Source organism: Streptomyces sp. NPDC058295 (assembly GCF_042880655.1).
Classification (GTDB): Bacteria; Actinomycetota; Actinomycetes; order Streptomycetales; family Streptomycetaceae; genus Streptomyces; species Streptomyces coriariae.
In genome coordinates this window covers 78,932-104,731 of record NZ_JBHVYO010000009.1, presented here as the reverse complement: position 1 = coordinate 104,731, position 25,800 = coordinate 78,932, and the positions used below count along the sequence as shown (strand labels likewise).

Annotated in this window: 19 protein-coding genes; 12 read left to right on the top strand and 7 right to left on the bottom strand. The window is 69.0% G+C overall.

The features are described 5' to 3' along the window. Window positions 1-433: 433 nt before the first annotated feature. From ACFVYS_RS12080 to ACFVYS_RS12060, 5 genes are all read left to right on the top strand, one after another. Window positions 434-1,468 carry an ABC transporter permease gene (locus ACFVYS_RS12080; RefSeq protein ID WP_389501229.1) on the top strand — a complete coding sequence of 345 codons (1,035 nt, stop codon included), beginning with the start codon at window positions 434-436 and terminating at the stop codon, window positions 1,466-1,468. Between the two features lie 65 nt (window positions 1,469-1,533). Continuing rightward, window positions 1,534-3,339, top strand: coding sequence for an ABC transporter substrate-binding protein (locus ACFVYS_RS12075; protein ID WP_389501227.1), 1,806 nt, complete (start codon window positions 1,534-1,536; stop codon window positions 3,337-3,339). A 123-nt stretch (window positions 3,340-3,462) separates the two neighbouring features. Then, the gene (locus ACFVYS_RS12070; RefSeq protein ID WP_389501225.1) at window positions 3,463-4,443 is read left to right on the top strand and encodes an ABC transporter permease; all 981 of its coding nucleotides are present in this window, start codon (window positions 3,463-3,465) and stop codon (window positions 4,441-4,443) included. A gap of 32 nt (window positions 4,444-4,475) precedes the next feature. Further along, window positions 4,476-5,537, top strand: a complete 1,062-nt coding sequence (locus ACFVYS_RS12065) for an ABC transporter ATP-binding protein (protein WP_389501223.1) — start codon at window positions 4,476-4,478, stop codon at window positions 5,535-5,537. A 47-nt stretch (window positions 5,538-5,584) separates the two neighbouring features. Then, window positions 5,585-6,706, top strand: coding sequence for an ABC transporter ATP-binding protein (locus ACFVYS_RS12060; RefSeq protein ID WP_389501221.1), 1,122 nt, complete (start codon window positions 5,585-5,587; stop codon window positions 6,704-6,706). Window positions 6,707-6,989: 283 nt separating this feature from the next. On the opposite strand, the gene ACFVYS_RS12055 is transcribed toward ACFVYS_RS12060, so the two are convergent. Next, on the bottom strand, window positions 6,990-7,730 hold the full coding sequence (locus ACFVYS_RS12055; protein ID WP_389501219.1) for a class I SAM-dependent methyltransferase: 741 nt from the start codon (window positions 7,728-7,730) through the stop codon (window positions 6,990-6,992). A 96-nt stretch (window positions 7,731-7,826) separates the two neighbouring features. Between ACFVYS_RS12055 and ACFVYS_RS12050 the strand changes: the two genes are divergently transcribed. Both ACFVYS_RS12050 and ACFVYS_RS12045 read left to right on the top strand, forming a co-directional pair. Beyond that, window positions 7,827-8,333, top strand: a complete 507-nt coding sequence (locus ACFVYS_RS12050) for a DinB family protein (protein WP_389501218.1) — start codon at window positions 7,827-7,829, stop codon at window positions 8,331-8,333. Window positions 8,334-8,761: 428 nt separating this feature from the next. Further along, window positions 8,762-12,151 carry a BTAD domain-containing putative transcriptional regulator gene (locus tag ACFVYS_RS12045; RefSeq protein WP_389501216.1) on the top strand — a complete coding sequence of 1,130 codons (3,390 nt, stop codon included), beginning with the start codon at window positions 8,762-8,764 and terminating at the stop codon, window positions 12,149-12,151. A 4-nt stretch (window positions 12,152-12,155) separates the two neighbouring features. On the opposite strand, the gene ACFVYS_RS12040 is transcribed toward ACFVYS_RS12045, so the two are convergent. The 6 genes from ACFVYS_RS12040 to ACFVYS_RS12015 all read right to left on the bottom strand — a co-directional run bounded on the left by ACFVYS_RS12040 (window position 12,156) and on the right by ACFVYS_RS12015 (window position 19,473). Then, entirely contained in the window at window positions 12,156-12,941 is a 786-nt protein-coding gene (locus ACFVYS_RS12040; protein WP_389501215.1) for a BTAD domain-containing putative transcriptional regulator, read from the bottom strand. A 407-nt stretch (window positions 12,942-13,348) separates the two neighbouring features. Then, window positions 13,349-14,410 (bottom strand): ABC transporter ATP-binding protein, encoded by a 1,062-nt coding sequence (locus ACFVYS_RS12035; protein WP_389501214.1) that lies wholly within the window; start codon window positions 14,408-14,410, stop codon window positions 13,349-13,351. A gap of 26 nt (window positions 14,411-14,436) precedes the next feature. Next, complete coding sequence (locus tag ACFVYS_RS12030; RefSeq protein ID WP_389501212.1) at window positions 14,437-15,474, bottom strand: ABC transporter ATP-binding protein; 1,038 nt, start codon at window positions 15,472-15,474, stop codon at window positions 14,437-14,439. Window positions 15,475-15,522: 48 nt separating this feature from the next. After that, window positions 15,523-16,503: an ABC transporter permease gene (locus ACFVYS_RS12025; RefSeq protein WP_389501210.1), complete on the bottom strand. Its 981-nt coding sequence runs from the start codon at window positions 16,501-16,503 to the stop codon at window positions 15,523-15,525. A gap of 101 nt (window positions 16,504-16,604) precedes the next feature. After that, on the bottom strand, window positions 16,605-18,365 hold the full coding sequence (locus ACFVYS_RS12020; RefSeq protein ID WP_389501208.1) for an ABC transporter substrate-binding protein: 1,761 nt from the start codon (window positions 18,363-18,365) through the stop codon (window positions 16,605-16,607). A gap of 79 nt (window positions 18,366-18,444) precedes the next feature. After that, window positions 18,445-19,473, bottom strand: coding sequence for an ABC transporter permease (locus tag ACFVYS_RS12015; RefSeq protein WP_389501207.1), 1,029 nt, complete (start codon window positions 19,471-19,473; stop codon window positions 18,445-18,447). A gap of 554 nt (window positions 19,474-20,027) precedes the next feature. Here ACFVYS_RS12015 and ACFVYS_RS12010 point away from each other — a divergent pair. Genes ACFVYS_RS12010 through ACFVYS_RS11990 form a run of 5 tightly spaced genes read left to right on the top strand, consistent with a single transcriptional unit; the run spans window position 20,028 to window position 25,664 of the window. Continuing rightward, the gene (locus ACFVYS_RS12010) at window positions 20,028-21,659 is read left to right on the top strand and encodes an ABC transporter substrate-binding protein (RefSeq protein ID WP_389501206.1); all 1,632 of its coding nucleotides are present in this window, start codon (window positions 20,028-20,030) and stop codon (window positions 21,657-21,659) included. 6 nt (window positions 21,660-21,665) lie between these two features. Next, window positions 21,666-22,589, top strand: a complete 924-nt coding sequence (locus ACFVYS_RS12005) for an ABC transporter permease (RefSeq protein ID WP_389501204.1) — start codon at window positions 21,666-21,668, stop codon at window positions 22,587-22,589. After that, entirely contained in the window at window positions 22,582-23,592 is a 1,011-nt protein-coding gene (locus ACFVYS_RS12000) for an ABC transporter permease (RefSeq protein ID WP_389501203.1), read from the top strand. Before ACFVYS_RS12005 ends, ACFVYS_RS12000 begins: the two co-directional genes overlap by 8 nt. 7 nt (window positions 23,593-23,599) lie before the next feature. Next, window positions 23,600-24,583 carry an ABC transporter ATP-binding protein gene (locus ACFVYS_RS11995; protein ID WP_389501201.1) on the top strand — a complete coding sequence of 328 codons (984 nt, stop codon included), beginning with the start codon at window positions 23,600-23,602 and terminating at the stop codon, window positions 24,581-24,583. Beyond that, window positions 24,576-25,664: an ABC transporter ATP-binding protein gene (locus tag ACFVYS_RS11990; RefSeq protein WP_389501199.1), complete on the top strand. Its 1,089-nt coding sequence runs from the start codon at window positions 24,576-24,578 to the stop codon at window positions 25,662-25,664. Before ACFVYS_RS11995 ends, ACFVYS_RS11990 begins: the two co-directional genes overlap by 8 nt. The last annotated feature ends 136 nt before the right edge of the window (window positions 25,665-25,800 follow it).

Genomic DNA, 25,800 nt, shown 5'->3' with positions numbered 1-25,800 from the left:
GGTCGGCACATGACGCATGCCAGATAGTTAGCCGCGTAACGCTCGGGTCAATGGGTCTCGCGCTGTGGGGACAGCGCCGACTCGCGAGCACCAGGGGGTGTCTGACCCTCCGTCAGGGGTGTCGGAGGTCGGACGAGCGCCCCCTCCTGTCGGTGAACACGTGGAGTCACAAGGAGGATCCCCATGCCAGTAAACCGGCCCATGCGGTCCATCACCGGTCTGTCCGCCCCCGCCCGCGGCGACTGTCACTGACCTGACGTCCGGCCGCTGATCGCGGCCGTTCGACTACGCGCGTCCGACTGCGGCTTCTTGCGAGCCGTCCGTACGGCGTGCTCCGGCGTCCCTTCATGCACCGATCGGCGATCACGCGGCAGCAGCCCGCGTCCGTCGCCGGCTCGGCACACCCACACCCGTGAAGTGAAATGGGCGAACTGTGACAAGTCCTACCGACATCGAGGGCGGCGGTACGTCGGTCGTGGTCGACGGCGACCAGGAGCCGGCGGCGGCGCTCGAGGCCAAGGTGCCCGTGGGCCGGTCTCCCGGTCAGCTCATGTGGCTCCGCTTCAAGCGGGACCGCACGGGCGTGATCTCCGCCTACGTCGTGCTGCTCTTCTTCCTGGTCGGCCTGCTCGCCCCGCTGATCGCGAAGTTCTACGGCAACAACCCGTACACCGTGTACGCGGACGAACGGCCGGAGTTGTTCGACAGCGCGGGTGTGCCGGTGCAGCCCAACGGCGGGATCAGCGGCGAGTTCTGGTTCGGCCTGGAACCGGGCAACGGCTACGACGTCTTCACCAAGCTGCTCTACGGCATCCGCAACTCGCTGGGCATCTCCCTCGCGGTGACCCTCGCCACCGTGCTGACCGGCATCGTCCTCGGGGTCGCGGCCGGCTATCTCGGCGGCAGGACGGACTTCCTGATCAGCCGGGTGATCGACTTCCTGCTCGCCATCCCGGCCCAGCTGTTCTTCATCGCGAGCATGCCGGTCGTGGTCTCCCTGTTCGTCAGTCCGCGCGACGAGACGCCCGTCTACGTCCGGGTCGTCGCCCTGATCTCGGTGCAGTGGGTCCTCGGCTGGATGAGCCTCGGCCGCATCCTGCGCGGCACCAGCCTCGCCCTGCGGGAACGGGAGTTCATCGAGGCCGCCAAGGTGAGCGGGGCGCCACCGGGCCGGATCATCCGCAAGGAGATCCTGCCCAACGTGGTCACACCGATCCTGGTGCAGGCCACCTACATGCTGCCGAACTTCGTGACCGCCGAGGCCGGTCTGTCCTTCCTCGGCGTGGGACTGGTCGAACCGACGCCGGACTGGGGCCAGATGTTCTCCAAGGCGGCGACCGAACTCGTGATGCAGAACGACATCACCTACATGTTCTTCCCCGGTGTCTCGATGATCATCTTCATCGTGGCGTTCAACCTGCTCGGGGACTCGGTCAGGGACGCCTTCGACCCCAAGACGGCGCGCTGATCCGCACATCACGTCTTTTGGACTCACAGACTGCTGGACTCAAAGAGATGGGTGGGAAACGAGTGATGGGTAAGGGTGGACGCCGCGCGTACGCCGCGCTCTCGCTGGTCGCCGCCGGAGCGCTCGTGCTCTCCGGTTGCAGCGAGGGCGGCAGCAAGGAAGGCAGCAACAAGGACGACAAGGAGAACGCCCAACGGCAGCAGTCCTCCATCGACTTCGGCGACGCCAAGGCCTCGACCGGCCCGGCCACCGAGGTCCCCGGTGCCAAACCCGGAGGCGCGGTCACCGTTCTCCAGAGAGACAGCTACGCGCACCTCGACCCCGGGCAGATCTACGTCTCCGACGAGATGGCGCTGTCGCAGCTCATCCACCGCGGTCTGACCGGCTACAAGGCGACCGGTGAGGACGGCAAGAAGCACGAGGTCGTCGGCGACCTGGCCACCGACAGCGGCACCACCACCGACGGCGGCAAGACCTGGAAGTACACGCTGAAGGACGGGGTCAAGTGGGCCGACGGCTCCGCGATCACCGCCACCGACGTGCGTCACACCTTCGAGCGGCTGTTCGCGCCGTTCGTCGCCAACGGCCCGACCTTCATCCAGCAGTGGCTCGCCGACACACCGGGCACCGCGTACCGCGACCTGCTCAAGGACGGCCCGTACACCGGCAAGCACCTGCCGGACACCGTCCTGGAGACGCCGGACGCGAAGACGGTCGTCTTCAAGTTCAAGAAGGCCAAGCCGGACCTGCCGTACGCGCTGGCCATGGCCGGCTACTCGCTCGTCTCGAAGGCGAAGGACACCAAGGAGAAGTACGACAAGGCCCCGATGACCGCGGGCCCGTACAAGATCCAGGACTTCAAGTCCGGCAAGTCGATGGTCCTGGTGAAGAACACCAACTGGGACCCGAAGACCGACCCGATCCGGCACCAGTACATCGACCGGTTCACCTTCGCGTTCAACAAGCAGTTCGAGGACTCCACCAAGGCGATCCTCGACGACTCCGGGGCCAACGCCACCGCGGTCAGCTTCAACAACGAGGTCGACGCGGGCAACCTGTCCAAGGTCCTCGCCGACGCGACGCTGAAGTCCCGCACCGTCGCCGGCTACCAGCCGTACGTGGGTCAGATGGACATCAACCTGACCCAGAAGGAGATGCAGGACAAGACGGTCCGCGAGGCCATCGCCTACGCCCTGCCGATCACCCCGTTCGTGCGCGCCTACGGCGGCACCGCGGCCCGCGAGGTCGCCGGCGGTCTGATCAGCCCCACCGTCTCCGGCTACAACCCGAACTTCGACCCGTTCGGCAAGAAGAAGAAGCCGGCCGGTGACCCGGTCAAGGCCAAGGAACTCCTGGAGAAGGCCGGCAAGGTGGGCCTGAAGCTCACCTTCGGCTACATCAACACCCCCGAGGGCCAGCAGTACTCCACCGCGATGGCCGCGGGCCTGGAGAAGGCCGGCTTCGACGTGCAGCGCCAGGAGATCCCGGCCGAGACGTACTACGACCAGGTCGGCAAGGTCAAGAACAACTTCGACATCTACCACACCGCGTGGGGTGCCGACTGGCCGAGCTCCTCGACCGTCATCCCGCCGCTCTACGACGGACGCCAGATCCAGGACGGCGCCGCGAACTACTCGCACATCAACGACCCGAAGGTGAACGCCGACATCGACAAGGCGAGCACCATCACCGACCCGATCAAGGCCGCGGAGGCCTGGAACAAGATCAACGAGTACATCGTGAAGGACGTCGTCTCCAACATCCCGACGGCGTACTACAAGCAGACCCAGATCGCCGGTTCGAAGATCGGCGGCCTCGTGTACGACGACGTCATCGGCGGCATCGACCCGCGCAGGCTGTTTGTGAAGTAACCCCTTCCCGAGCGCGGCGCCCGGTGCGCCCCGTCCCGCTTCCGCGACGGGGCGCGCCGGCCCGCACGGCCCTTTGAGCCGGCTCCCCGAGCCGGCCTCACGAGCCCGAAAGCTGCCACTGAGATGCTGCGCTTTCTTCTTCGCCGGACCCTCGGCTCGCTGGTGATCCTGGTCCTGCTGACCGTCGTCGCCTTCCTGCTGTTCTTCGGCATGCCCCGTGACCCGGCGCTGCTGATGTGCGGCAAGACGTGCACGCCCGACGCGCTGGCGAACATCCACCGCACGCTAGGCATCGACAAGTCGATCCCCGAGCAGTTCTGGATCTTCCTGCAAGGGCTGGTCGCGGGCCGGGACGACTTCGCCCAGGGGCCCTGCCCCGCCCCCTGTTTCGGCTACTCGTACCACACCAACGAGCAGGTCTGGTCGACCCTGATGGACCGGCTGCCGCTCACCGTCTCGCTCGCGCTCGGCGCCACCGTCGTCTTCCTGTTCGTCGGACTCGGCACCGGCATGCTGGCCGCCTGGCGGCGCGGCACGCTCATCGACAAGTCGTTCACCGCGGGCTCCATGGTGCTCAGCTCGATGCAGATCTACTTCCTGGGCCCGCTCGCGCTCGCCGTGCTGGTCTACCAGACCCATATCTTCGACGAACCCCGGTACACCGAGCTCACCAAGGACCCCGTCGCCTGGTTCACCGGGCTGATGATCCCCTGGGTCGTGCTGTCCACGATCTTCGCCGCGCAGTACACCCGTATGGCGCGCTCGTCGATGATCGAACAGCTCCAGGAGGAACACATCCGCACCGCCCGCGCCAAGGGGATGAGCCGGCGGTACGTCTTCTTCCGGTACGCCTGGCGCGGCTCCCTCATCCCGATCGTCACCATCCTCGGCATCGACCTCTCCTCGATGCTCGGCGGCGCGATCATCACCGAGTACACCTTCGGACTGCCCGGCCTCGGGCATCTCGCGGTGGAGTCCGTGCAGTTCAGCGACCTTCCGCTGCTGCTGGGCGTGATGCTCTTCGCCGCCGCCGTGATCCTGCTCTGCAACATCGTCGTCGACGCCTGCTACGCCTTCATCGACCCGCGCGTACGGCTGTCCTAGCCGTTTCCCGGACCGTCGTCAGGAGCTTTGTCGTGACCACTGTGACCAAGGAGGCCGGGGCGCCCGTCCCGGCCGGCGCGGGCGCGTTCCTCTCGGTGCGGGACCTGCACGTCAGTTTCAGCACCGAGGACGGATCCGTCCGGGCCGTCGACGGTCTCTCCTTCGACCTCGAACGCGGCCGCACCCTCGGCATCGTCGGCGAGTCCGGATCCGGGAAGTCCGTCACCAACCTGACCGTCCTCGGGCTGCACAACCCGATGTTCACCACCGTCGAGGGCGAGATCCTGCTGGAGGGCCAGGAGCTGACCACGGCCCGGGAGTCGGAACTGGAGAAACTGCGCGGCAACAAGGTCGCGATGATCTTCCAGGACCCGCTCACCGCGCTCTCCCCGTACTACACCGTCGGCCGGCAGATCGCCGAGCCGTACATGAAGCACCGGGGCGCCTCCAAGAAGGCCGCCTGGGAGCGCACGGTGGAGATGCTCGGCAAGGTCGGCATCCCCAACCCCCGGGAACGGGCGAAGGACTACCCCCACCAGTTCTCCGGCGGGATGCGCCAGCGCGCGATGATCGCGATGGCGCTGGTCTGCGACCCCGACCTGCTGATCGCCGACGAGCCGACGACCGCGCTCGACGTCACCGTCCAGGCGCAGATCCTCGACCTGCTGAAGGATCTCCAGCGGGAGTTCGGCACCGCGATCATCTTCATCACGCACGACCTCGGTGTCATCGCCGACATGGCCGACGACATCATGGTGATGTACGCGGGCGGCGCGGTGGAACGCGGAACGACCGAGCAGGTGCTGCGTGCACCGCAACACCCGTACACGTGGGGCCTGTTGAACTCCATGCCCCGGCTCGACTCGGATCTGGGCACTCCGCTCAGCCCCATCCCGGGCGCCCCGCCGTCGCTGCTGAACCCGCCCTCCGGCTGCCGCTTCCACCCGCGCTGCACCTTCCGGGACCGGGTGGGCGGCAACCGCTGTGTCACCGAACGTCCCCCGCTGGCCCCGGACCGCGCCTCCGCCTGCCACCTCACGGCGGAGCAGAAGCGGACCATCTTCGAGGACGAGATCAAGCCCCGACTGGGGTAGGGGCAGGACCTGAGGAGCAAGCACGTGAAGAAGGCCAGGAGGAGCACGTGAAGAAAGAGGAACTCGTTCTCCCCGCCCCGCGCGAGGCGGGCGCCGACGGCGACGGGGAGCAACTGCTCGTCGTGGCGGGGCTCACCAAGCACTTCCCGGTCAAGGGCGGCTTCCCGATCCGGCGTACGGTCGGCCAGGTGCAGGCCGTGGACGGCATCGACCTGAGCGTGCGGGCCGGCGAGAGCTTCGGTCTGGTGGGGGAGTCGGGGTGCGGCAAGTCCACGACCGGCCGGCTGATCACCCGGCTCCTGGAGCCCACGGCCGGGACGATCACCTACCGCGGGCAGGACATCTCGCATGCCTCGCGCCGCCAACTGGCGCCGATCCGGTCCGAGATCCAGATGATCTTCCAGGACCCCTACTCCTCCCTCAACCCCCGGCAGACCGTCGGCAAGATCATCTCCGGGCCCATGGAGGTCAACGGGATCGAACCCGCGGGCGGGCGCGAGGCACGCGTGCGCGAGCTGCTGGAGATCGTCGGTCTCAACCCCGAGCACTACAACCGCTTCCCGCACGAGTTCTCCGGCGGCCAGCGGCAACGGATCGGTGTCGCCCGGGCGCTGGCCCTGGAGCCGAAGCTGATCGTGGCCGACGAGCCGGTCTCCGCGCTCGACGTGTCGATCCAGGCGCAGGTGGTCAACCTGCTCCAGCAGGTCCGGCGGGAGCTCGGCATCGCGTTCCTGTTCATCGCCCACGACCTGGCCGTCGTGCGGCACTTCTCGCAGCGTGTGGCCGTCATGTACCTCGGAAAGATCATTGAGGTCGGCGACCGAGACTCCATCTACACCCGGCCCCGGCACCCGTACACCCACGCGCTGCTCTCCGCGGTCCCCGAGGTGAACGTCGCCGGCGGGGAGACGGCCGCCCGGGAGCGGATCCGGCTGGCCGGGGACGTGCCGTCGCCCATCGCCCCGCCCTCGGGCTGCCGGTTCCGGACCCGGTGCTGGAAGGCGCAGGACAAGTGCGCGGCCGAGGAGCCGCCGCTGATCCGGATCTCCGGGAACCACGAAGGCCACCTGACGGCCTGCCACTTCCCGGAGGAACCGACGATCGAGGGGCGCGAGGAGGACATCGTGCTGGACCCGGCGCTGGCCGCGCTGGAGGAGGGACGCGGGTGACTCCGGCGGGCCGGCACCTGTTTTCCGGTGTGGGCCCGGCGGGTGCGTGATTCTTTCCGGTGTCGTCTCGGCGGGCGCCTGATCGCCGGTGTCGTCCGGCGGGTGCGGGTGCGGGTGCGGGTGCGTCGTGGCCGGTCGCGCAGTTCCCCGCGCCCCTTGGGGGTGGTTCCGGCGTGTCGGGTGCGGGTGCGTCGTGGCGGGTCGCGCAGTTCCCCGCGCCCCTGGTGGGCCCTGCGGGCCCCCGGGCTCCCGGGTGCTGCGGGCCCCGGGCTCCCGCTTCGCGTCATCCGGCCGGTGTTGCCACCGTGATGATTTCCGGGCTCGTCCGGGTCAGTGGCCCCCGGTCCCAGTCCCCGTACTGCGCCTCCACCCGCAGGCCCGCGTCCGCCAGGAAACCGGTCAGGCTCCCCGGAGCGAGGAAGCGGAGGGTGGTGCGGCCGGTGTGCCGCCGGGGCCAGCCGGGGGAGTCGAAGGTCTCCGTGAACGTGACCCGGTCACCGGTCGGTTCGTCCGCCACCTCGTGCCAGACCCGGACGACCCGGCCCTCCGCGTCGGTGACCTCGCGGACGCGTTCCGGGGTCCAGCTCTCCCAGGCCCGTGCGGCCGGGTTGCGGGTCTCGAACACGAACCGCCCTCCCTCGCCCAGGGCCGACCGTACGGTCCGCAGCGCACCGCGCAGCTCCTCGTCGCCGAGAAGCACCTGGAAGGCATGGCCCGTCATGATCACGAGGTCGAAGTCCCCTTGCCACATACGGGTTTCGAGGTCCCCCAGCAGCCACTCCACGCCGGGTGCCCGGCGCCGGGCCTGTACGAGCATCGCGGCCGCCGGGTCGAGGCCCGTGAGCCGCCCCGGATGGCCGTCCGACGCGGCCCGCGCGAGGAGCCGGCCCGTGCCGCAGCCGACGTCGAGCACCGAGTCGGCGGATCTCACCAGGTTCAGATAGAAGTCGTCGTCCGGCCCCCACGGATTGATGCTGTCGTACAGCGCGGCGAGTGTCAGATCAGCGAACGAGTGATCGACCACCGCGGCAGTGTGCCACACCTCGGCGCGGCACAGGACAAGATCCAGAACATCCGAATTCCCTCGACAGGCCGCCTGGGGCCGTACATGCTCGGCGCGATGACGAGAACAGACGACATGCCTTCCGCGTGGGACGAGCGCACCCAGCTCACCACCTTCCTCGACTACGCCCGCGACACCGCACGCGCCAAGTGCGAGGACCTCTCCGCCGAGGACGCCCGCAAGGCGCCCCTGCCGGGTTCGCCGCTGATGACCCCGAGCGGCCTGGTCAACCATCTGCGCTGGGTCGAGTACTACTGGTTCCGGGTCGTGTTCCTCGGCGAGGAGGACGAGGGGCCGTGGACCGACGAGGACCCCGACCGCGAGATGCGCATCGCCGTCGACCTCCCGCTCGCGCAGGTACTCGACGAGTACGCCGAACACGCCGAGCGGCACCGCAGGCTGGTCGCCGAGCACGACCTCGGCACCGAGGCGCGGCGGGCGACGCGCGACGGCCGTCATGTGGACCTGCGCTGGATCCTCCTGCACCTGATCGAGGAGACGGCCCGGCACAACGGCCACCTCGACATCCTGCGCGAACTGATCGACGGCCGCACCGGCGTGTAGGGCTCGTCCGGCGTGTAGGACTCGTCCGGCGGATCAGGCGGAGGCGCGGGCTCACCTGTGCTCATGTGGTGCCGCTGCCTTCCTCCGACGTGATCCGCCGGAAAGGCCCAGGCAGGCGCCCCCCTGCCGCGCGCCCCCGCGTCGAAGGGGGTTTCCGCTGGTCGGGCCCGGGTGAAAGACCCGTGAAAGATCGCCGAAGGGGTCGGGAAAGACGGCTCGGCGAGACTCTTGTCCGGGGCGGGCGACCGACGGGGGACACGCGGCGCCCGCCCCGCGCCGGGCCCGGCCGCCCCGCCTCGTACGGCACCCGGCCGCCGCTCCGGCCCCGGCCCCGGGAATTGGCCGGATCCCGACCCCCGGGAACCCGTCGGTTCCCGATCGTGAAGGTCGGCGTTGCCCGGCAGTCGCCCCTGGACTACGTTCTGTGAATGCTCACCCCACGGCCCCGGTTCCGCCTGCTCGGACCGCTGGACGTCGAGATCGACGGACGGGCCGTCGTACTCACCGGCCGGCAACGCGCGCTGTGCGCCGTGCTCCTGCTGCACGCCAACCACGTCGTCTCCGTCGACCGGCTGATTCAGTGCCTGTGGGACGACCGGCCGCCCGGCGCGGGCGCGGCCCGGGTACGGGCCCTCGTCGCGGAGGTGCGGCGCGCCCTCGGCCCGGCGGGGACGGAGCTACTGACCACCCGTCGGCCCGGCTACGTCATACACGCGGGCCCGGACGAACTCGACCTGCTGGCCTTCGAGAACCTCATCAGGGACGCCTCGCGGGCCGCGGCCGACGGCGACTGGCGAGCGGCCCGGCGCAGCGGTGAACAGGCCCTCGCGCTGTGGCGGGACGAGCCGCTGGCCGATCTGTCCGAGGTCGCGGTGCGCGAGGCCGAGCGCCAACGCCTCGCCGAACTGCACCTCGTGGCCCGCGAGGGCGTGGCCGAGGCGGGGATCGAGACCGGCCTGCACCGCGAGGCCATCGCCGAACTCCTGCGGCTGACCGCCGCCCACCCGCTGCGCGAACGCCCGCACGGCCTGCTGATGCGCGCCCTGCACCAGGACGGCCGCAGCGCCGAGGCCCTGGAGCTGTACACCGCGTTGCGCCGGCGCATGGTCGACGAGCTCGGCATGGAGCCCTCGGCCGACCTCAGGGACCTGCACCAGCGGCTGCTGCGCGGCGGCGGTCTCTCCGCAGGCTCCCCGCCGGAGCGGTCCGCCCCGGTGTCCGAGCGCCCGGTGCCGCGCCAACTCCCGCCCACCCCACGCCGTTTCGTCGGCCGCGACGGTGAACTCGACCGCCTCGACTCCTGTCTGCGCACCTCGGAACCGCTCGCCCTGATCGTGGGACCGGCGGGCGTCGGCAAGAGCGCGCTGGCGCTGAACTGGGCCCACCGGGTCGCCGACCGCTTCCCCGACGGCCAGCTCTTCCTCGACATGCGGGGCTTCGACAACGCCGAGCCGATGACTCCCGGCGAGGCCCTGCCGCTGCTCCTCCAGGGCCTGGGCTGCGCCCCGCGCGACATCCCGCTGGGCGCCGAGGCGCAGACCGCGCTGTACCGGACGCTGCTCGCGGACCGCAGGGTGCTGGTCGTCCTCGACGACGTGGCCGACGCGTCGTACGTACGGCGGCTGCTGCCCGCCTCGGCGGGCTCGCTGACACTGGTGACGAGCCGCGACAAACTCAGCGGCCTGGTCACCCTGGACGGCGCCTACCGGGTGTCCTGCGACGTCCTGGACAGCGCCGCCGCACTGGAGCTGATCAGCGGCGCGGTCGGCGCGGAGGCCGTCGCCGCCGATCCGCAGGCCGCGGCGCGGCTCGTCGAACTCTGCGACCACCTGCCGCTCGCCCTGTGCGTCGCGGGTTCCTGGATCGGCGACCGGCCAGGCAGTATCCGGGCTTACGTCCGTGACCTCGCGGACCGGGGGCGACTGGCCCGGCTGCATGTCGAGGGCGAGGAGTCCGTCGCCGTACGGGCCGCGCTCGACCTGTCGTACGGAACGCTGCCGGACGAGGCCCGGCGGGCCTTCCGCTCGCTGGGCGTGCTGCCGGGCACCGGCCGGTCGGTCCCGGCGGCCGCCGCGGCCGCCGGGACCGACGAACATCGCCTGGCCGACCTGCTGCGGCTGGCCCAGCGGGTCCATCTGCTGCGCGACGTCGAGCACGGCCGCCCGGCCTGGCACGACCTCGTGCACGAGTACGCCCGTGACCGGACGGCCGCCGAGGACTCCCCCGAGGAGCGGGCCGCCGCCGTCACCCGGGTCCTCGACCACTACCTCCAGAGTGTCGTCAACGCGGCCGCCACGGCCGGCCTGTACGTCATGCGCACCCGCCCGCCCGCCGTCGACGGCTCCCTGCCGCGGGAGTTCGACGGCGCCGAGGACGCGTACGCCTGGTTCGACGCCGAGTGGGACGACATCGCGGCCGCGATCGGCCACGCCGCCGAGCACGGTCCCGCGCCGTACGTGTGGTGGCTGGTGGACGCGCTCCAGGACCTCTTCCACCACCGCAGGCCGCTCTCCGACTGGATGCGGCTGGCCACCCTCGCCCGGGAGGTGGCCGCGCGTGGCGGGGACGAGGTCGGCCAGGCCTCCATGTCCCTGTCCCTGGGCAGCGCCCGCTGGCGCAACGGCGACCTGCGGGGCGCGCTGACGGAGTACGAGGAGGCGGAGCGACTGGCCCGCCGGGCCGGCTGGACGTACGGCGAGGCCGGCAGCCTCCAGGGCAAGGGCGTCACCCTCAAGCTGCTGGGCGAGCTGCGCCGGGCGCTGCCCTGCTACGACCGCGCCCTCGCGCTCTACCGCACCCTGGACAACGTCAAGAACGTGGAGATCATGCTGATCAACACGGCGTCCCTGAACCTCGCCCTGGGGCGCCTGGACGCGGCCGAGGAGGCGGCGTGCGCGGCCCTCGACCTGATCGGCGACACCGTCCACCACAACCGGGCGATGGCCCTCGTCAACCTCGCCCTGATCCGGCAGAAGCAGGCCCGGTTCGACGAGGCGACGGCGGCGCTGCGCACCTGCTTCCTGGTCTCCCGCGACTCCGGGTCCACGTACACGGAGGCCGTGGCGCTGGAGGCGCTCGGCCGGGTCCGCGCCGACGCGGGCCGGGACGACCGGGCGCTTCTCGCCTACGAGGACGCCCTCGCCGTCTCCCGGCGGGTGGAGAACCGCAACTGCCAGGTCGACAGCCTGGTCGGGGTCGCCTCGGTGAAGCTGCGCGCGGGCCGCATCGAGGAGACGGCCGAACACCTCGACGCCGCCTTCGAGATCGCCGAGCGCACCGGTCACCGGGCGGGCCTCGTCGAGGTCCTGCTGGCCCGCGCCGACCTGGCCCGCGCGCAGGGCCGCCCGGCCGACGCCCTGGACCATCTGGAGCGCGCCGAACGCCTCGCGTCCGACGGCAACCCCCTCACCCTCCCGCGCGTCCACCTCACCACCGCCCTGACGCTCCTCGACACAGACACAGACACAGACACAGACACAGACACAGACACAGACACCGACACCACCACCGACACCGCGCCCACCCGGGCCCGCGCCGCGGCGGCTCTGGCTGCCGCTCTCGCCCGGGACTCCGGACAGCGCCTCCTGCACGCCCGTGCCACGGCGGCCCTCGCCTCCGCCCACGAGGCGCACGGTGACACCGGCCCGGCGCACGAGGCCAGGACGGAGGCGACCGCCCTGTACGCGACGCTGGGCGTGCGCCATCCTCCCGGGACGCACGTCCCGTCCCGGCCGCTGCCCCACCACCGTCACCGTGAGCTCCCTCCGGACGCCGAGTCCCGCCTCACCCTCTACCTGACCGAGCACTTCGACGGCTGAGGGTTCAGACGGACGTGGCGTACGCGCTGCCGAGCCGCAGCCGCGGGTCGCGGGCGAGGATCCGTTCGTGCAGGGACCGCAGCTCCGGGCCCGGTTCGCAGCCCAGCAGGTCGATCATCCGCAGGCGCAGCAGCCGGAAGCAGTCCAGCGCGTCCGCCTGGCGTCCCCCGCGGTGCAGGGCGAGCATCAGCAGGCCCGTGACCTTCTCGTCGAAGGGGTGCATCTCGGCCAGCCAGTGCAGCTGCGGCAGGCACTCCTCGTGCCGTCCCACCCGCAGATGCAGCTCGGTGCTGCCGACCAGCGTCTCCCGGTGCTCACGCCGCAGCGTCACCCGCGTGGACTCCGCCCAGGCCGTGCGCACGTCGGACAGCGGCTCGCCCCGCCACAGCTCCAGGGCCCGCGCGTAGAGGCCGAGAGCCGTCTCGGTGTCACCGACGCGGGCCTCGTGCTGCGCCTGCCGGACCAGGGTGCGGAACCGGGCGGTGTCGACGCGGCGTTCGTCGATCGCGAGGACGTAGCCGCCCCGTTTCCGGATCAGTTCGAAGCCCTCGGTCAGCTGCCCGTCGGCCCGCAGCGCCTTCCGTAGCCGGGTGGCCTGGATGTACAGGGCGTCGCGCGGGTGCTGGGGCCGGCGCTCCTGCCACACCCGCTCGATCAGCGTCTCGTCGGCGACGAACGCGTTGGGGGTCCAGGCCAGGGCCGCCAGCAGCAGTTTGGTGCCGTGCGGAAGCGGCAGCTTGTCGCCGGAGCGGGCCCGTGCCTCGACGCAGCCAAGCAGCTGAATTTCCATGTACCCCCCGTACCTCGAACCACTCGAGTCACCACTGTGCGCGCGCGGTGTTCGGCTGGCGCATGGATGCTGCACGGCTGCCGCCGGCTGGAGGGGGGGCGGTGCGGTGCGTCGGTGGGTGCGGGTGCGGGTGCGTTGTGGCGGTTGCGCAGTTCCCCGCGCCCCTGAGGGGGTGGTTCCGGGCCGTGGTGTCGGGTGCGGGTGCGTCGTGGCTGGTCGCGCAGTTCCCCGCGCCCCTGGGGGCCCTGCGGGCCCCGCCGGCCCCTCAGCCCCCAGGGGCCGGGAACGGTGAAGGCCCGCGCCGGGTGGGCGCGGGCCTTCTTCCCCTGGATCGGACGTTCATGGGCTCGGGTCAATGGGCCGAGAAAGTCCGCTCCGAAAGGGGGCGGCTGACGAAAAGGGGTGTGTCAGGCCGCCGCCTCGGGGTTCTGGGCGAGACGGGGAGCCGGCACGGTGGCCGGGACATCCGTCGTCTCGGGATAGTGGCACGCCGTCAGGTGGCCGGGCTTGTTGCCCTCGACCTGCACCAGCGGCGGCGCCTCGGTCGCGCACTTCTCCGTCGCCTTCCAGCAGCGGGTGCGGAAGCGGCAGCCGGAGGGCGGGTTGATGGGCGAGGGCACGTCACCGACCAGGCGGATGCGCTCACGGCCCGGGACTCCCTCGTCCTGCACGGTGGCCTCCGGCACGGCGGACAGCAGCGCCCGGGTGTAGGGGTGGCGCGGGTTGCCGTACAGGTCGTCGCGGTCGGCGATCTCGACGATCCGGCCGAGGTACATGACCGCCACGCGCTGCGAGAAGTGCCGCACGACGGCCAGGTCGTGGGCGATGAAGACGAACGCGATGCCCAGGTCCCGCTGGACCTTCTGAAGCAGGTTGACGACCTGCGCCTGGATGGACACGTCGAGCGCGGAGACCGGCTCGTCGGCCACGATCAGCTTCGGCTCCAGGGCCAGTGCGCGGGCGACACCGATGCGCTGGCGCTGGCCGCCGGAGAACTCGTGCGGGAAGCGGTTGTAGTGCTCGGGGTTGAGACCGACGATCTCCAGCAGCTCGCGCACGCGCGTCTCGCGCCCGCCGGCCGGGTGGATGTCGTTGATCTCCATCGGTCCGGAGATGATCTTGCCGACCGTCTGGCGCGGGTTCAGCGACGCGTACGGGTCCTGGAAGATCATCTGGATCTCGGAGCGGATCGGGGCCAGCTGCTTGCGGCCCGCGTGGGTGATGTCCTCGCCGCGGTAGGAGATACGGCCGCCGGTCGGCTCCAGCAGCCGGGTGATCAGCCGGCCCGTCGTCGACTTGCCGCAGCCGGACTCGCCGACCAGGCCCAGGCTCTCGCCCTCGGCGACCTGGAAGTCCAGCCCGTCGACGGCCTGCACGGCGCCGACCGTACGCCGGATCGGGAAGCCGCCCTTGATCGGGAAGTGCTTGGTGAGCCCGGAGACGTCCAGGAGGGGAGTGGTGCTGCTCATGGTGGTGAAATCCCGTCTCTTGTACGTCAGTTCGCGGCGCTGCCGGCGAGGTCGGTGAAGAACTCGGCGCGCTGGTCGGCGGTCAGGTGGCAGGCGGAACCGCGGCCGTTCGTGACCTCCAGCGGGGGCTGCTCCTTGGAGCACAGGCCCCCTTCGACCTTCGCGGCGAAGGTGCACCGGGGGTGGAAGCGGCAGCCCGTGGGCGGGTTCAGCAGCGAGGGCGGCGAACCGGGGATCGGGTTGAGCGGGACGTCCACCGGGTGTTCCAGGTTCGGCATCGAGCTCAGCAGGCCCAGCGTGTAGGGGTGCTGCGGACTGCGCAGCACCTCCCTCTTGGTGCCTCGCTCCACACACCGGCCGCCGTACATCACCAGGACGTCGTCGGCGATGTCGGCGATGACGCCCAGGTCGTGCGTGATGAAGACGATCGAGGTGCCGAACTCCTGCTGGAGGTCCTTGAGCAGGTCCATGATCTGCGCCTGCACGGTCACGTCGAGAGCCGTGGTCGGCTCGTCGGCGATCAGCAGCTCCGGGTCGCAGACCAGCGCCATCGCGATCATCGCGCGCTGGCGCATACCGCCGGAGAACTGGTGCGGGTAGTCGTCCACCCGGACCTCCGGCTGCGGGATGCCCACCCGCCTCAGCATCTCGATCGCCCGGGCCCGCGACTGGCTCTTGGAAGCGCCGGTGTGCTTGCGGTACGTCTCACTGATCTGCTTGCCGATCGTGTGGTACGGCGACAGCGAGGCCAGCGCGTCCTGGAAGATCATCGACATCTTGTTGCCGCGCAGCCGCTCCAACTGCTTCTCGGAGGCGGTCAGCAGCTCCTTGTCGTCCAGCAGGATCTCGCCCTCGATCGCCGTGCGGTCGCGGTCGTGCAGACCCAGGATGGCCAGGTTGGTGACCGACTTGCCGGAACCCGACTCGCCCACGATGCCGAGCGTCTTGCCCTTCAACAGGTCGAAGGAGAGCCCGTCGACGGCCTTGACGATGCCGTCCTCGGTGGAGAAATGGACTTTCAGGTCCCTGACGGAGAGGAAGGGCTGCTGATCGGTGCTCGTCACGGGGACGCTCCTGGGGGGTGATGCGAGAGGTCGGGGGCGGGGCGGAGGTCAGGCGAGCCGGATCCGCGGGTCGATCAGGGCGTAGACGGCGTCCACGATGATGTTGAAGAAGACGATCGCGCCGGCCGCCAGGAGGGTCACGCCGAGCAGCATCGGCAGGTCGCTCTGGTCCACGGACTTCACGGCGAGCCGGCCGATGCCCGGGAGGCTGAAGGTCTGCTCGGTGATGATGGCGCCGCCGATCAGCGTGCCGAGGTCGATGCCGAACACCGTGACGATGGGGCCCATGGCGCCGCGCCAGGCGAATCGGAAGAACACGTTCGACCGGGACAGGCCCTTGGCGCGGGCGGTGCGGACGTAGTCCTCGCTCAGTTGCTCCACGAGCTGCGAGCGGGTCATACGGGTGTAGTTGGCGGTGAAGATGATCGCCAGGACCAGCCAGGGCAGCAGCAGTCCGGAGAACCAGGCGACCGGGTCCTCGCTGAAGGGGGTCCACGACGGCTGGTCGAGCCATCCCAGCTGCGCGACGAAGTAGTACATCGCGATGTAGCCGACGAAGTAGATCTGCAGCGACGAGCCGAGCAGCGACGCCGAACTGGCGAACTTGTCCAGGAACCTGCCCTGCTTGAGGGCCGCGAGCATGCCCGCGCCGACACCGAGGACCAGGAAGACGGCGGCCGCGCCGAAGGCGAGCGAGAGGGTCGTCGGCAGGCGGTCCATGATCGTGTCGAAGACCGGCACGTTGTTGGCGAAGGAGTAGCCGAAGCAGGGCGCGTCGCAGTACCCGTAGCCGGTGTAGTCGCGACCGGCGAAGACGCCCTTCAGCCAGTACCAGTACTGCACCGGGATGGAGTGGTCGATGCCCAGGTTCTTCCGGATCTGCGCGAGGTTCTCAGGCGTGCAGTTCTTGCCGCAGGACATCATGGCGGGGTCACGCGGGACGGCGTAGAAAAGCCAGAAGGTGATGGCGCTGATGATCAACAGGATGACCAGCGCGCCGGTGACTCGGCGGACAAGGAAGCGGAACATGAGGCGTGACTTTCCGGACGGGGCGCCGTCGCCGCGGTAAGGAGAGGGGGGTGGACCGCAGGGGGTGGCCATGGCGTCGGCCACCCCCAGGGGGCGTGCGCTTACTTCTTGGCGTAGAGCTTGGAGAGCGCGACGCAGGTGTTGGCGCTGTCCCAGATGACGTTGCCGACCTTGGAGCCGTACAGGTAGTTACGGATCTTGTGGTAGTCCGGGACGACCGCGGCCAGCTCCATGATCATCTTGTCGATGTTGCCCCAGGCCTTGTTGGCCTCCGCCACGTCCGCGATCTGCGAGGCCGCGTCGATCGCCTTGTTGACGCTCGGGTCGTTCAGCTGGGCGTAGTTGCTGCGGCCGTCGCCGATGTTCTTGCCGCTCCAGCAGGGGTAGAACTGCGAGTAGCCGTTCGGCCAGTCCGGGCTCCAGCCGGCCGCGAACAGGTCGAAGTCGTTGTCGATCTTGCCGATCTGGGTGTAGAAGGTCGACTTGTCGACCTGCTTGTTGACGACCGTGAAGCCGGCCTCTTCCAGCGCGTTCTTGATGGCGACGGCGGTCTTCACCGCGGTGTCCGACTGCTGGTAGGCGATGACCAGCTTCTGGCCGACCTTGCCGGCCTCCTTCAGCAGGGCCTTGGCCTTCACCGGGTCGCCGCCCGGCTTCTTGTCCACGCCGTAAAGGTCGAACTTGGTGTAGCCGGGGGTCACCGGGGCGAAGATCGTGGTGGCGATCTCCTGGCTGTAGGCGCCGCCGCCGATGGTCTGGAGCTGCTGGTGCGGCCAGGCGTAGTTGATGGCCTGGCGGACCTTCAGGTCCTTGATGCGGGTCATGTTGATCGGCCAGTAGTACGTGACCGTGTCGACCGCCGTGAGGACGCGCTTCTTCAGGTCGGCGTTGGTGAGGACCTGGGCGATGCGCTCGGGCGCGACCTCGTTGAAGATCGGCACCGCGTACTGGTCGGTGCCCTTGTCCGCGATCCAGCGGTCGGTCGAGGCGACCAGCTCGAAGCCCATCTGGAAGATGTACTTGTCCGGGTAGGCGTTGCGGATCGGGTCCGTCTTCGGGTCCCAGTGCTCGTTGCGCACGAAGGTCATCGACTTGCCGATGTTGCGGCTTTCGACCTTGTACGGGCCGCAGGAGATCGGCTGCTTGTCGTACTTCTCCTTGGTGTCGTGCTTCTTCGGCACCAGGGAGTAAGCGCGCATCGCGAGCGTGAAGTTGAAGTCGGCGCGGGCTTCCTTGAGACGGAAGGTGATGGTCTTGCCGTCGACCTCGATGGAGTCGAGGCTCTTGCCCTCGTACGGGCCCTTGTACTTGTCGCCGCCCACCAGGAAGTCCTGGACGTAGCGCGGGCCCTCGGTGACGAAGGTGGCGAAGAGGCGCTCGAAGGTGTGGCGGAGGTCCTCCGAGGAGATCTCGACGCCGTCCTCCCACTTCAGACCGTCCTTCAACGTGAAGGTCCAGGTCTTGCCGCCGTCCTTCATGGTGCCGGCGTCGGTCGCGGCGTCGCCGACCAGGGTGGCGTTGCCCTTGGCGTCCAGCTTGTAGCCGGTCAGACCGCGCATGATCGGCACGGTGATGGCGCCCTCGGTGGAGACGTAGATCTGCGCCGGGTCCATGTGGTCCATGTCGAACTGCTGGAGCGAGTAGATCGTCCCGCCCGTGACCGCGCCCGTCACCTCGGGGGCCGGACCGACGGAGTCGGCCTTGGTGCCGACCGGGATCTCGACGGTCTTGGCCCCGGTGACCTTGGGGGCCTTGTCCTGCGAGGAGCCCCCCTCGCTGCCGCTGCTGCACGCACTCAGCACCGACGTCGACGCCGCGGCAACGCCGGTGGCGATGAGGAAGTTTCTGCGCGAGAAGGACATGCTGCCTGCCTTGAAGTGGGAGTGATGAGAGAGTTCCGGCGCCCCGGCGTCCTTGCCGTGGTCCTGAAGAGGTCCGGAGCTAGCGCTTGGACTTGGGGTCGAGTGCGTCACGCACCGAGTCGCCGAGCAGGTTGAACGCGAGGACGAAGATCACCATGGACAGGCCCGGGAAGAGCATGAAGGTGAGGTCCTCGGTGTAGAAACTTGCACCCCGCGCGATCATGACGCCCCAGTCGGGGGTCGGGTCGATCATGCCGACTCCGAGGAAGGCGAGACCCGCTTCAGCGGTGACGTACGCCGGGAGCATCAGCGTGGTCTGGATGATGATGGGCGTCCACAGGTTGGGCAGCAGCTCCTTGAAGACGATACGCCCCGGTGACGCACCCGTGACCTTCGCGGCCTCGACGAACTCCCGTTCACGCAGGCCCAGTACCTGGCCGCGCAGCAGCCGGGCGATGGACGCCCAGCCGAAGGCGGAAAGGACGATGATCAGAGCCGTGGCCCGCAGCCAGGTCGGGATCTCCTCGTCGGGCGCGACGAAGAGCCCGAAGACGACCGGCATGAAGGCGATGAAGAAGAGCGTGGACGGGAACGACAGCAGGATGTCGATGACCCGGCCCACGAGATAGTCCGTCTTGCCGCCGAGGTAGCCCGCGGTGGTGCCGATGACCACACCGAGGACCACGGTGAGCACGGTGGCGGCGAGCGCGATGCCCAGCGAGTTGCGGATCGCGTAGAGCAGGAAGGTGAAGACGTCGCGCCCCAGCTGGGGCTCGATGCCGAACCAGAACTCGGAGCTCATGCCGCCGTTCGGCCCCGAAGGGTACGCGAACGGGTTCAGCAGCTCGGGGCGCTGGCTGGCGTAGGTGGTGTAGGGGTCCTTGCCGTACAGCTTGGCTATCAACGGAGCGGCGATGGCGATCACGAAGAAGAAGCCCACGGTGCACGCGGATATGACGCCCGTGCGGTCCCGCTTGAAGCGGTTCCACGCCAGCCGTCCGGGGGAGCGGCCCTCGCTGCCCTTGTGGGCGGAGGGCGCAGTCGACTTCTCGACGCTCTCGTCGGTCACCTCGAGCGGGGCGGCCGCTGATGGAGTTGGGGGGGTCATGGTGCTCCTGGCCCAAGGGAGGGTCTGATGACTCCGCAGGGCACTCCCTACGGGCTACGCCGGACTTTTTCAACGCAATTCGTTCAAGGTCAATAAATTCTGGTCTCCCTTGGTTTTCTCTTTACTTTCTTTACCTGAGCTTGACCATATCGTAGCTACGCGTGTAGCGCGCCGTAATCGTTCCGTGTCTGAATTCGGGCCAACTGCGCAAAACGGTCAATGAGTTCGATATTCGGACGCCGGGGTGTCGGAATGCGTACATCTCGGGGTCGCGATCCAACGTTTCGGCATCGGATGGTGAAGATCCGTTGCGCACTGCGCCGAAGGTCCATTGTGACCTGCGAAGAAGATCCTTTTCGACCCCCCGCCAGGATCCTGCTGCCGGCCTCCGGCGCGCTTGTGCCGTCCCCCGAATAGCCCCCCGATGGCCTCCGGTTGGGCGCGGCCCCTGTGCGTAATGCACCTTTTAAGTTGATATTTACTGTCAATGGATCAGTGCTTCGGTGCTGAAGGCACAGCGCTCAGGTAAAAGCGCGGTCAATGAGGAGGCATCCATGCGTGGAGCCACGCACGCCAAGTGGGCCGCATGCGCGGCGGCGGCAGCACTCGCGGCGACGGCGTGCGGGGGCGGGGGGAGCGACGGCGGCGGCGACGGCGGCGGCGCGGTGCTCAGCTCCTCCTGGGGAGACCCGCAGAACCCGCTGGAGCCCGCCAACACCAACGAGGTGCAGGGCGGCAAGGTGCTCGACATGATCTTCCGCAGCCTCAAGAAGTACAACCCGGAGACCGGCGCGGCCGAGGACATGCTGGCCGAGAAGATCGAGACCACGGACTCCCAGAACTTCACCATCACCGTCAAGGACGGCTGGACGTTCAGCAATGGCGAAAAAGTGACGTCGAAATCCTTCGTCACGGCCTGGAACTACGCCGCGAGTCTGAAGAACAACCAGAAGAACGCCTACTTCTTCGAGTACATCGACGGCTACACCGCGGCCCACCCCGCCAGTGGCTCGCAGACCACCGACGTCCTCTCCGGGCTCAAGGTCGTCAACGACAAGACCTTCACCGTCAAGCTCAAGCAGAAGTTCTCCACCTTCCCCGACACCCTGGGCTACCCCGCCTACGCCCCGCTGCCGCAGGCCTTCTTCACCGACCACGCGAACTGGCTGAAGAAACCGATCGGAAACGGGCCGTACACGATCGACTCCTACACCAAGGGCTCCCAGATGGCCCTGAAGAAGTGGGACGGCTACCCCGGCGACGACAAGGCGGAGAACGGCGGCGTGACCCTGAAGGTCTACACCGACAACAACACCGCCTACACCGATCTGCTGGCCGGCAACCTCGACCTCGTCGACGACGTGCCCGCGGCCCAGCTCAAGAACGTCAAGAACGACCTCGGCGACCGCTATCTGAACACCCCCGCCGGCATCATCCAGACCCTGGCCTTCCCCTTCTACGACAAGAAGTGGAACACCACCGGCTCGGACAAGGTCCGGACCGGCCTCTCCCGCGCGATCGACCGCAAGCAGATCACCGAGACGATCTTCCAGAAGACCCGCACCCCCGCCACCGACTGGACCTCCCCGGTGCTCGGCGAGGAGGGCGGCTTCAAGGAAGGCCTGTGCGGGGACGCCTGCGAGTACGACCCCGCCGCGGCGAAGAAGCTCATCCAGGAGGGCGGCGGCCTGCCCGGCGGCCAGGTCAAGATCACATACAACGCGGACACCGGATCGCACAAACAGTGGGTCGACGCGGTCTGCAACTCGATCAACAACGCCCTCGACAACGACAAGGCCTGCGTCGGCAACCCGGTGGGCACCTTCGCGGACTTCCGCACCCAGATCGGCGACCGGAAGATGACCGGCCCCTTCCGGGCCGGATGGCAGATGGACTACCCCCTCATCCAGAACTTCCTCCAGCCGCTCTACTACACGAACGCCTCCTCCAACGACGGCAAGTGGTCCAACAAGGACTTCGACTCGCTCGTCGACAAGGCCAACGCCGAGACCGACACCGCCAAGGCCGTGGAGACCTTCCAGCAGGCCGAGGAAGTCGTCCGCGACAACATGGCCGCCATCCCGCTCTGGTACCAGAACGGCAGCGCCGGCTACTCGGAGCGGCTCTCGAACGTCAAGCTCAACCCGTTCTCCGTCCCGGTCTACAACGAGATCAAGGTCAGCTGACCCGCCATGGGCCGGTATGTGATCCGGCGTCTGCTCCAGATGATCCCGGTGTTCATCGGTGCCACGCTGTTGATCTTCCTGATGGTGAACGTGATGGGCGACCCCGTCGCGGGCCTGTGCGGGGACCGGGAGTGCGACCCGGCCACCGCCGCCCAGCTGAAGAAGGAGTTCGGTCTCGACAAGCCGGTCTGGCAGCAGTACCTGACCTACATGGGGAACGTCTTCACCGGAGACTTCGGTACGGCGTTCAACGGCCAGCCGGTCACCGAGCTGATGGCGACGGCCTTCCCGGTCACCATCCGGCTGACGATCGTCGCGATCGTCTTCGAGATCGTCATCGGCATCACCCTCGGCGTGGTGACGGGTCTGCGCCGCGGCCGGCCCGTCGACACCGGCGTCCTGCTGCTCACCCTCGTCGTGATCTCCGTCCCCACCTTCGTCACCGGCCTGCTGCTCCAGCTGCTGCTCGGCGTGGAATGGGGCTGGATCAAACCGTCGGTCTCCTCGGAGGCCACCTTCGGTGAGCTGATCGTGCCGGGCCTGGTGCTGGCCTCCGTCTCCCTGGCGTACGTCACCCGGCTGACCCGCACCTCCATCGCGGAGAACCGACGGTCCGACTACGTCCGCACGGCCGTCGCCAAGGGGCTGCCCCGCCGCCGGGTCGTCACCCGGCACCTGCTGCGCAACTCCCTCATCCCCGTGGTCACCTTCATCGGCACCGACATCGGCGCCCTGATGGGCGGCGCGATCGTCACCGAGCGCATCTTCAACATCCACGGCGTCGGCTTCCAGCTCTACCAGGGGATCCTCCGCCAGAACACCCAGACCGTCGTCGGCTTCGTGACCGTCCTCGTGCTGGTCTTCCTGGTGGCCAACCTGCTCGTCGACCTGCTGTACGCCGTACTCGACCCGAGGATCCGCTATGCCTGAGCCGACGCCGGAGCACCACCTGCCGGGCGCCGGTCGTACCCCGGAGGAGGGAGCCATCGCCGACACCGGCATGGGCGGCGCGATGGACCTGGCCACGGCGGAGGGGGAGACCCTCGAGAAGACACCCGGCGGGCCGCAGGGCACCGGGCCGTCCGAGAAGGCCCGTTCCCTCTGGTCCGACGCCTGGCGGGACCTGCGCCGCAACCCGGTCTTCATCGTCTCCGGCCTGGTCATCCTCTTCCTGGTCTTCATCTCCCTGTGGCCCGGGGCCATCACCTGGCTGAGCCCCCTCAAGTGCGAACTCGCCAAGGCCCAGGAGGGCTCCCAGCCGGGCCATCCCTTCGGCTTCGACGGCCAGGGCTGCGACGTCTACACGCGCGTCGTCTACGGTGCCCGGACGTCCGTCACGGTCGGTGTCCTGGCCACCCTCGGCGTCGCCCTGCTCGGCAGCGTGCTGGGCGGGCTGGCCGGGTACTTCGGCGGGGCGGGGGACTCGATCCTGTCCCGGATCACCGACATCTTCTTCGCCATCCCGGTCGTCCTCGGCGGCCTGGTCCTGCTCTCCGTCGTGACCAGCAACACGGTCTGGCCGGTCATCGGGTTCATGGTGCTGCTCGGCTGGCCCCAGATCTCCCGGATCGCCCGCGGCTCGGTGATCACCGCCAAACAGAACGACTACGTCCAGGCGGCCCGGGCCCTGGGCGCCACGCACTCCAGGCTGCTGCTGCGGCACATCACGCCGAACGCGGTCGCCCCGGTGATCGTCGTGGCGACCATCGCGCTCGGCACGTTCATCGCACTGGAGGCGACCCTGTCCTATCTCGGCGTCGGCCTGAAACCGCCGACCGTCTCCTGGGGCATCGACATCTCCGCCGCCTCGCCCTACATCCGCAACGCCCCGCACGCCCTGCTGTGGCCCTCGGGCGCCCTGGCCCTCACCGTCCTGGCGTTCATCATGCTCGGCGACGCGGTGCGCGACGCCCTCGACCCGAAGCTGAGGTGACGGCCGGATGCTGCTCGAAGTACGCGACCTGCACGTGGAGTTCCGCACCCGGGACGGCATCGCCAAGGCCGTCAACGGCGTCAGCTACGGCGTGGACGCGGGCGAGACCCTCGCCGTGCTCGGCGAGTCCGGCTCCGGCAAGTCCGTCACCGCCCAGGCGATCATGGGCATCCTCGACGTGCCGCCCGGCCGGATCACCGGCGGCGAGATCCTCTTCCGCGGCAAGGACCTGCTGCGCTTCAAGGAGGAGGAACGCCGGAAGGTGCGCGGCGCCGAGATGGCGATGATCTTCCAGGACGCCCTGTCGTCCCTGAACCCCGTGCTGTCGGTGGGCGACCAGCTCGGCGAGATGTTCGTCGTGCACCGGGGGATGTCCAGGAAGGACGCGCGGACCAAGGCCGTGGAGCTGATGGACCGCGTCCGCATCCCGGGCGCCCGGGAGCGGGTCAGGGACTACCCGCACCAGTTCTCCGGCGGTATGCGCCAGCGCATCATGATCGCGATGGCGATGGCCCTGGAACCGGCGCTCATCATCGCCGACGAACCCACCACCGCCCTCGACGTCACCGTCCAGGCCCAGGTCATGGACCTGCTCGCGGAACTCCAGCGCGAGTACCACATGGGCCTGATCCTCATCACCCACGACCTGGGCGTGGTCGCGGACGTGGCCGACCGGATCGCGGTGATGTACGCGGGCCGGATCGTCGAGTCGGCCCCGGTCCACGACATCTACAAGGCCCCGGCCCACCCCTACACGCGAGGCCTGCTCGACTCCATCCCGCGGCTGGACCAGAAGGGCCAGGAGCTCTACGCCATCAAGGGCCTGCCGCCCAACCTCATGCACATCCCGCCCGGCTGCGCCTTCAACCCGCGCTGCCCGATGGCCCGGGCCGTGTGCCGTACGGACGTGCCCCCGCTGTACGAGGTCGACGAGTCCGACGCGGACCGCGCGAGCGCGTGCCACTTCTGGAGGGAGTGCCTGCATGGCTAGTTCCGCATCGGCCGAGCCGATCCTCGAAGTGAGCGGGCTGGTCAAGCACTATCCGCTCACCCAGGGCATCCTGTTCAGGAAGCAGGTCGGCGCAGTCAAGGCCGTCGACGGCGTCGACTTCACCCTCCACCGGGGCGAGACCCTGGGCATCGTCGGGGAGTCCGGCTGCGGCAAGTCCACGGTCGCCAAGATGCTGGTCAACCTGGAGAAGCCGACGGCGGGGGAGATCCGCTACAAGGGCGAGGACGTCACCGGCCTGTCGGGCAAGGCGCTGCGGGCCGTCCGGCGCAACATCCAGATGGTCTTCCAGGACCCGTACACCTCGCTCAACCCGCGCATGACCGTCGGCGACATCATCGGGGAGCCGTACGAGATCCACCCCGAGGTGGCGCCCAAGGGCGACCGGCGCAGGAAGGTCCAGGACCTGCTGGACGTCGTCGGGCTCAACCCCGAGTACATCAACCGCTACCCGCACCAGTTCTCCGGCGGCCAGCGGCAGCGGATCGGCATCGCGCGGGGGCTGGCCCTGCGTCCGGAGGTGATCGTTGCCGACGAGCCGGTGTCCGCGCTGGACGTGTCGGTCCAGGCGCAGGTGATCAACCTGCTCGACCGGCTCCAGAGCGAGTTCGACCTCTCCTACCTCTTCATCGCCCACGACCTCTCGATCGTCCGCCACATCTCGGACCGGGTGGGGGTGATGTACCTCGGCCGGATCGTGGAGATCGGCCGCGACGCCGAGATCTACGACCATCCGACGCATCCCTACACCCAGGCCCTGCTCTCCGCGGTGCCCGTTCCGGACCCGGAGGCGCGGGAGCACCGGGAGCGGATCATCCTGGCGGGCGACGTCCCGTCCCCGACGAACATCCCCTCCGGCTGCCGCTTCCGCACCCGCTGCTGGAAGGCGCGGGAGCGGTGCGAGCTGGAGGTGCCGGCGTTGGCGGTCCCGGCGGAGTTCCGGCACGCGACCGGCCCGGAGGCACACGACTCCGCGTGTCATTTCGCGGAGGAGAAGCAGGTGGTCCCGCCCGAGGAGCCACCGGAGAAACCACCGGATGATCACACCAACGGCGGTGTATAGCGGCGCATTTGCTCAGCAACCGCGTTAACACACAGGCAACTTGACCGACCCGATTCCGATATACGGACGGGCCACTCTGAACAGCGTACGGCCGTGCGGGTGCCGTAAACGGGCCGGGAGCGCCATGTCTCCCGGC

Bases quoted from the DNA above. Each gene is read 5' to 3' on its own strand.
- ACFVYS_RS12075 (WP_389501227.1), top strand. From the start codon at position 1,534: ATGGGTAAGGGTGGACGCCGCGCGTACGCCGCGCTCTCGCTGGTCGCC.
- ACFVYS_RS12070 (WP_389501225.1), top strand. From the start codon at position 3,463: ATGCTGCGCTTTCTTCTTCGCCGGACCCTCGGCTCGCTGGTGATCCTG.
- ACFVYS_RS12050 (WP_389501218.1), top strand. From the start codon at position 7,827: ATGACGAGAACAGACGACATGCCTTCCGCGTGGGACGAGCGCACCCAG.
- ACFVYS_RS12045 (WP_389501216.1), top strand. From the start codon at position 8,762: ATGCTCACCCCACGGCCCCGGTTCCGCCTGCTCGGACCGCTGGACGTC.
- ACFVYS_RS12040 (WP_389501215.1), bottom strand. From the start codon at position 12,941: ATGGAAATTCAGCTGCTTGGCTGCGTCGAGGCACGGGCCCGCTCCGGC.
- ACFVYS_RS12035 (WP_389501214.1), bottom strand. From the start codon at position 14,410: ATGAGCAGCACCACTCCCCTCCTGGACGTCTCCGGGCTCACCAAGCAC.
- ACFVYS_RS12025 (WP_389501210.1), bottom strand. From the start codon at position 16,503: ATGTTCCGCTTCCTTGTCCGCCGAGTCACCGGCGCGCTGGTCATCCTG.
- ACFVYS_RS12020 (WP_389501208.1), bottom strand. From the start codon at position 18,365: ATGTCCTTCTCGCGCAGAAACTTCCTCATCGCCACCGGCGTTGCCGCG.
- ACFVYS_RS12015 (WP_389501207.1), bottom strand. From the start codon at position 19,473: ATGACCCCCCCAACTCCATCAGCGGCCGCCCCGCTCGAGGTGACCGAC.
- ACFVYS_RS12010 (WP_389501206.1), top strand. From the start codon at position 20,028: ATGCGTGGAGCCACGCACGCCAAGTGGGCCGCATGCGCGGCGGCGGCA.
- ACFVYS_RS12005 (WP_389501204.1), top strand. From the start codon at position 21,666: ATGGGCCGGTATGTGATCCGGCGTCTGCTCCAGATGATCCCGGTGTTC.
- ACFVYS_RS12000 (WP_389501203.1), top strand. From the start codon at position 22,582: ATGCCTGAGCCGACGCCGGAGCACCACCTGCCGGGCGCCGGTCGTACC.
- ACFVYS_RS11995 (WP_389501201.1), top strand. From the start codon at position 23,600: ATGCTGCTCGAAGTACGCGACCTGCACGTGGAGTTCCGCACCCGGGAC.
- ACFVYS_RS11990 (WP_389501199.1), top strand. From the start codon at position 24,576: ATGGCTAGTTCCGCATCGGCCGAGCCGATCCTCGAAGTGAGCGGGCTG.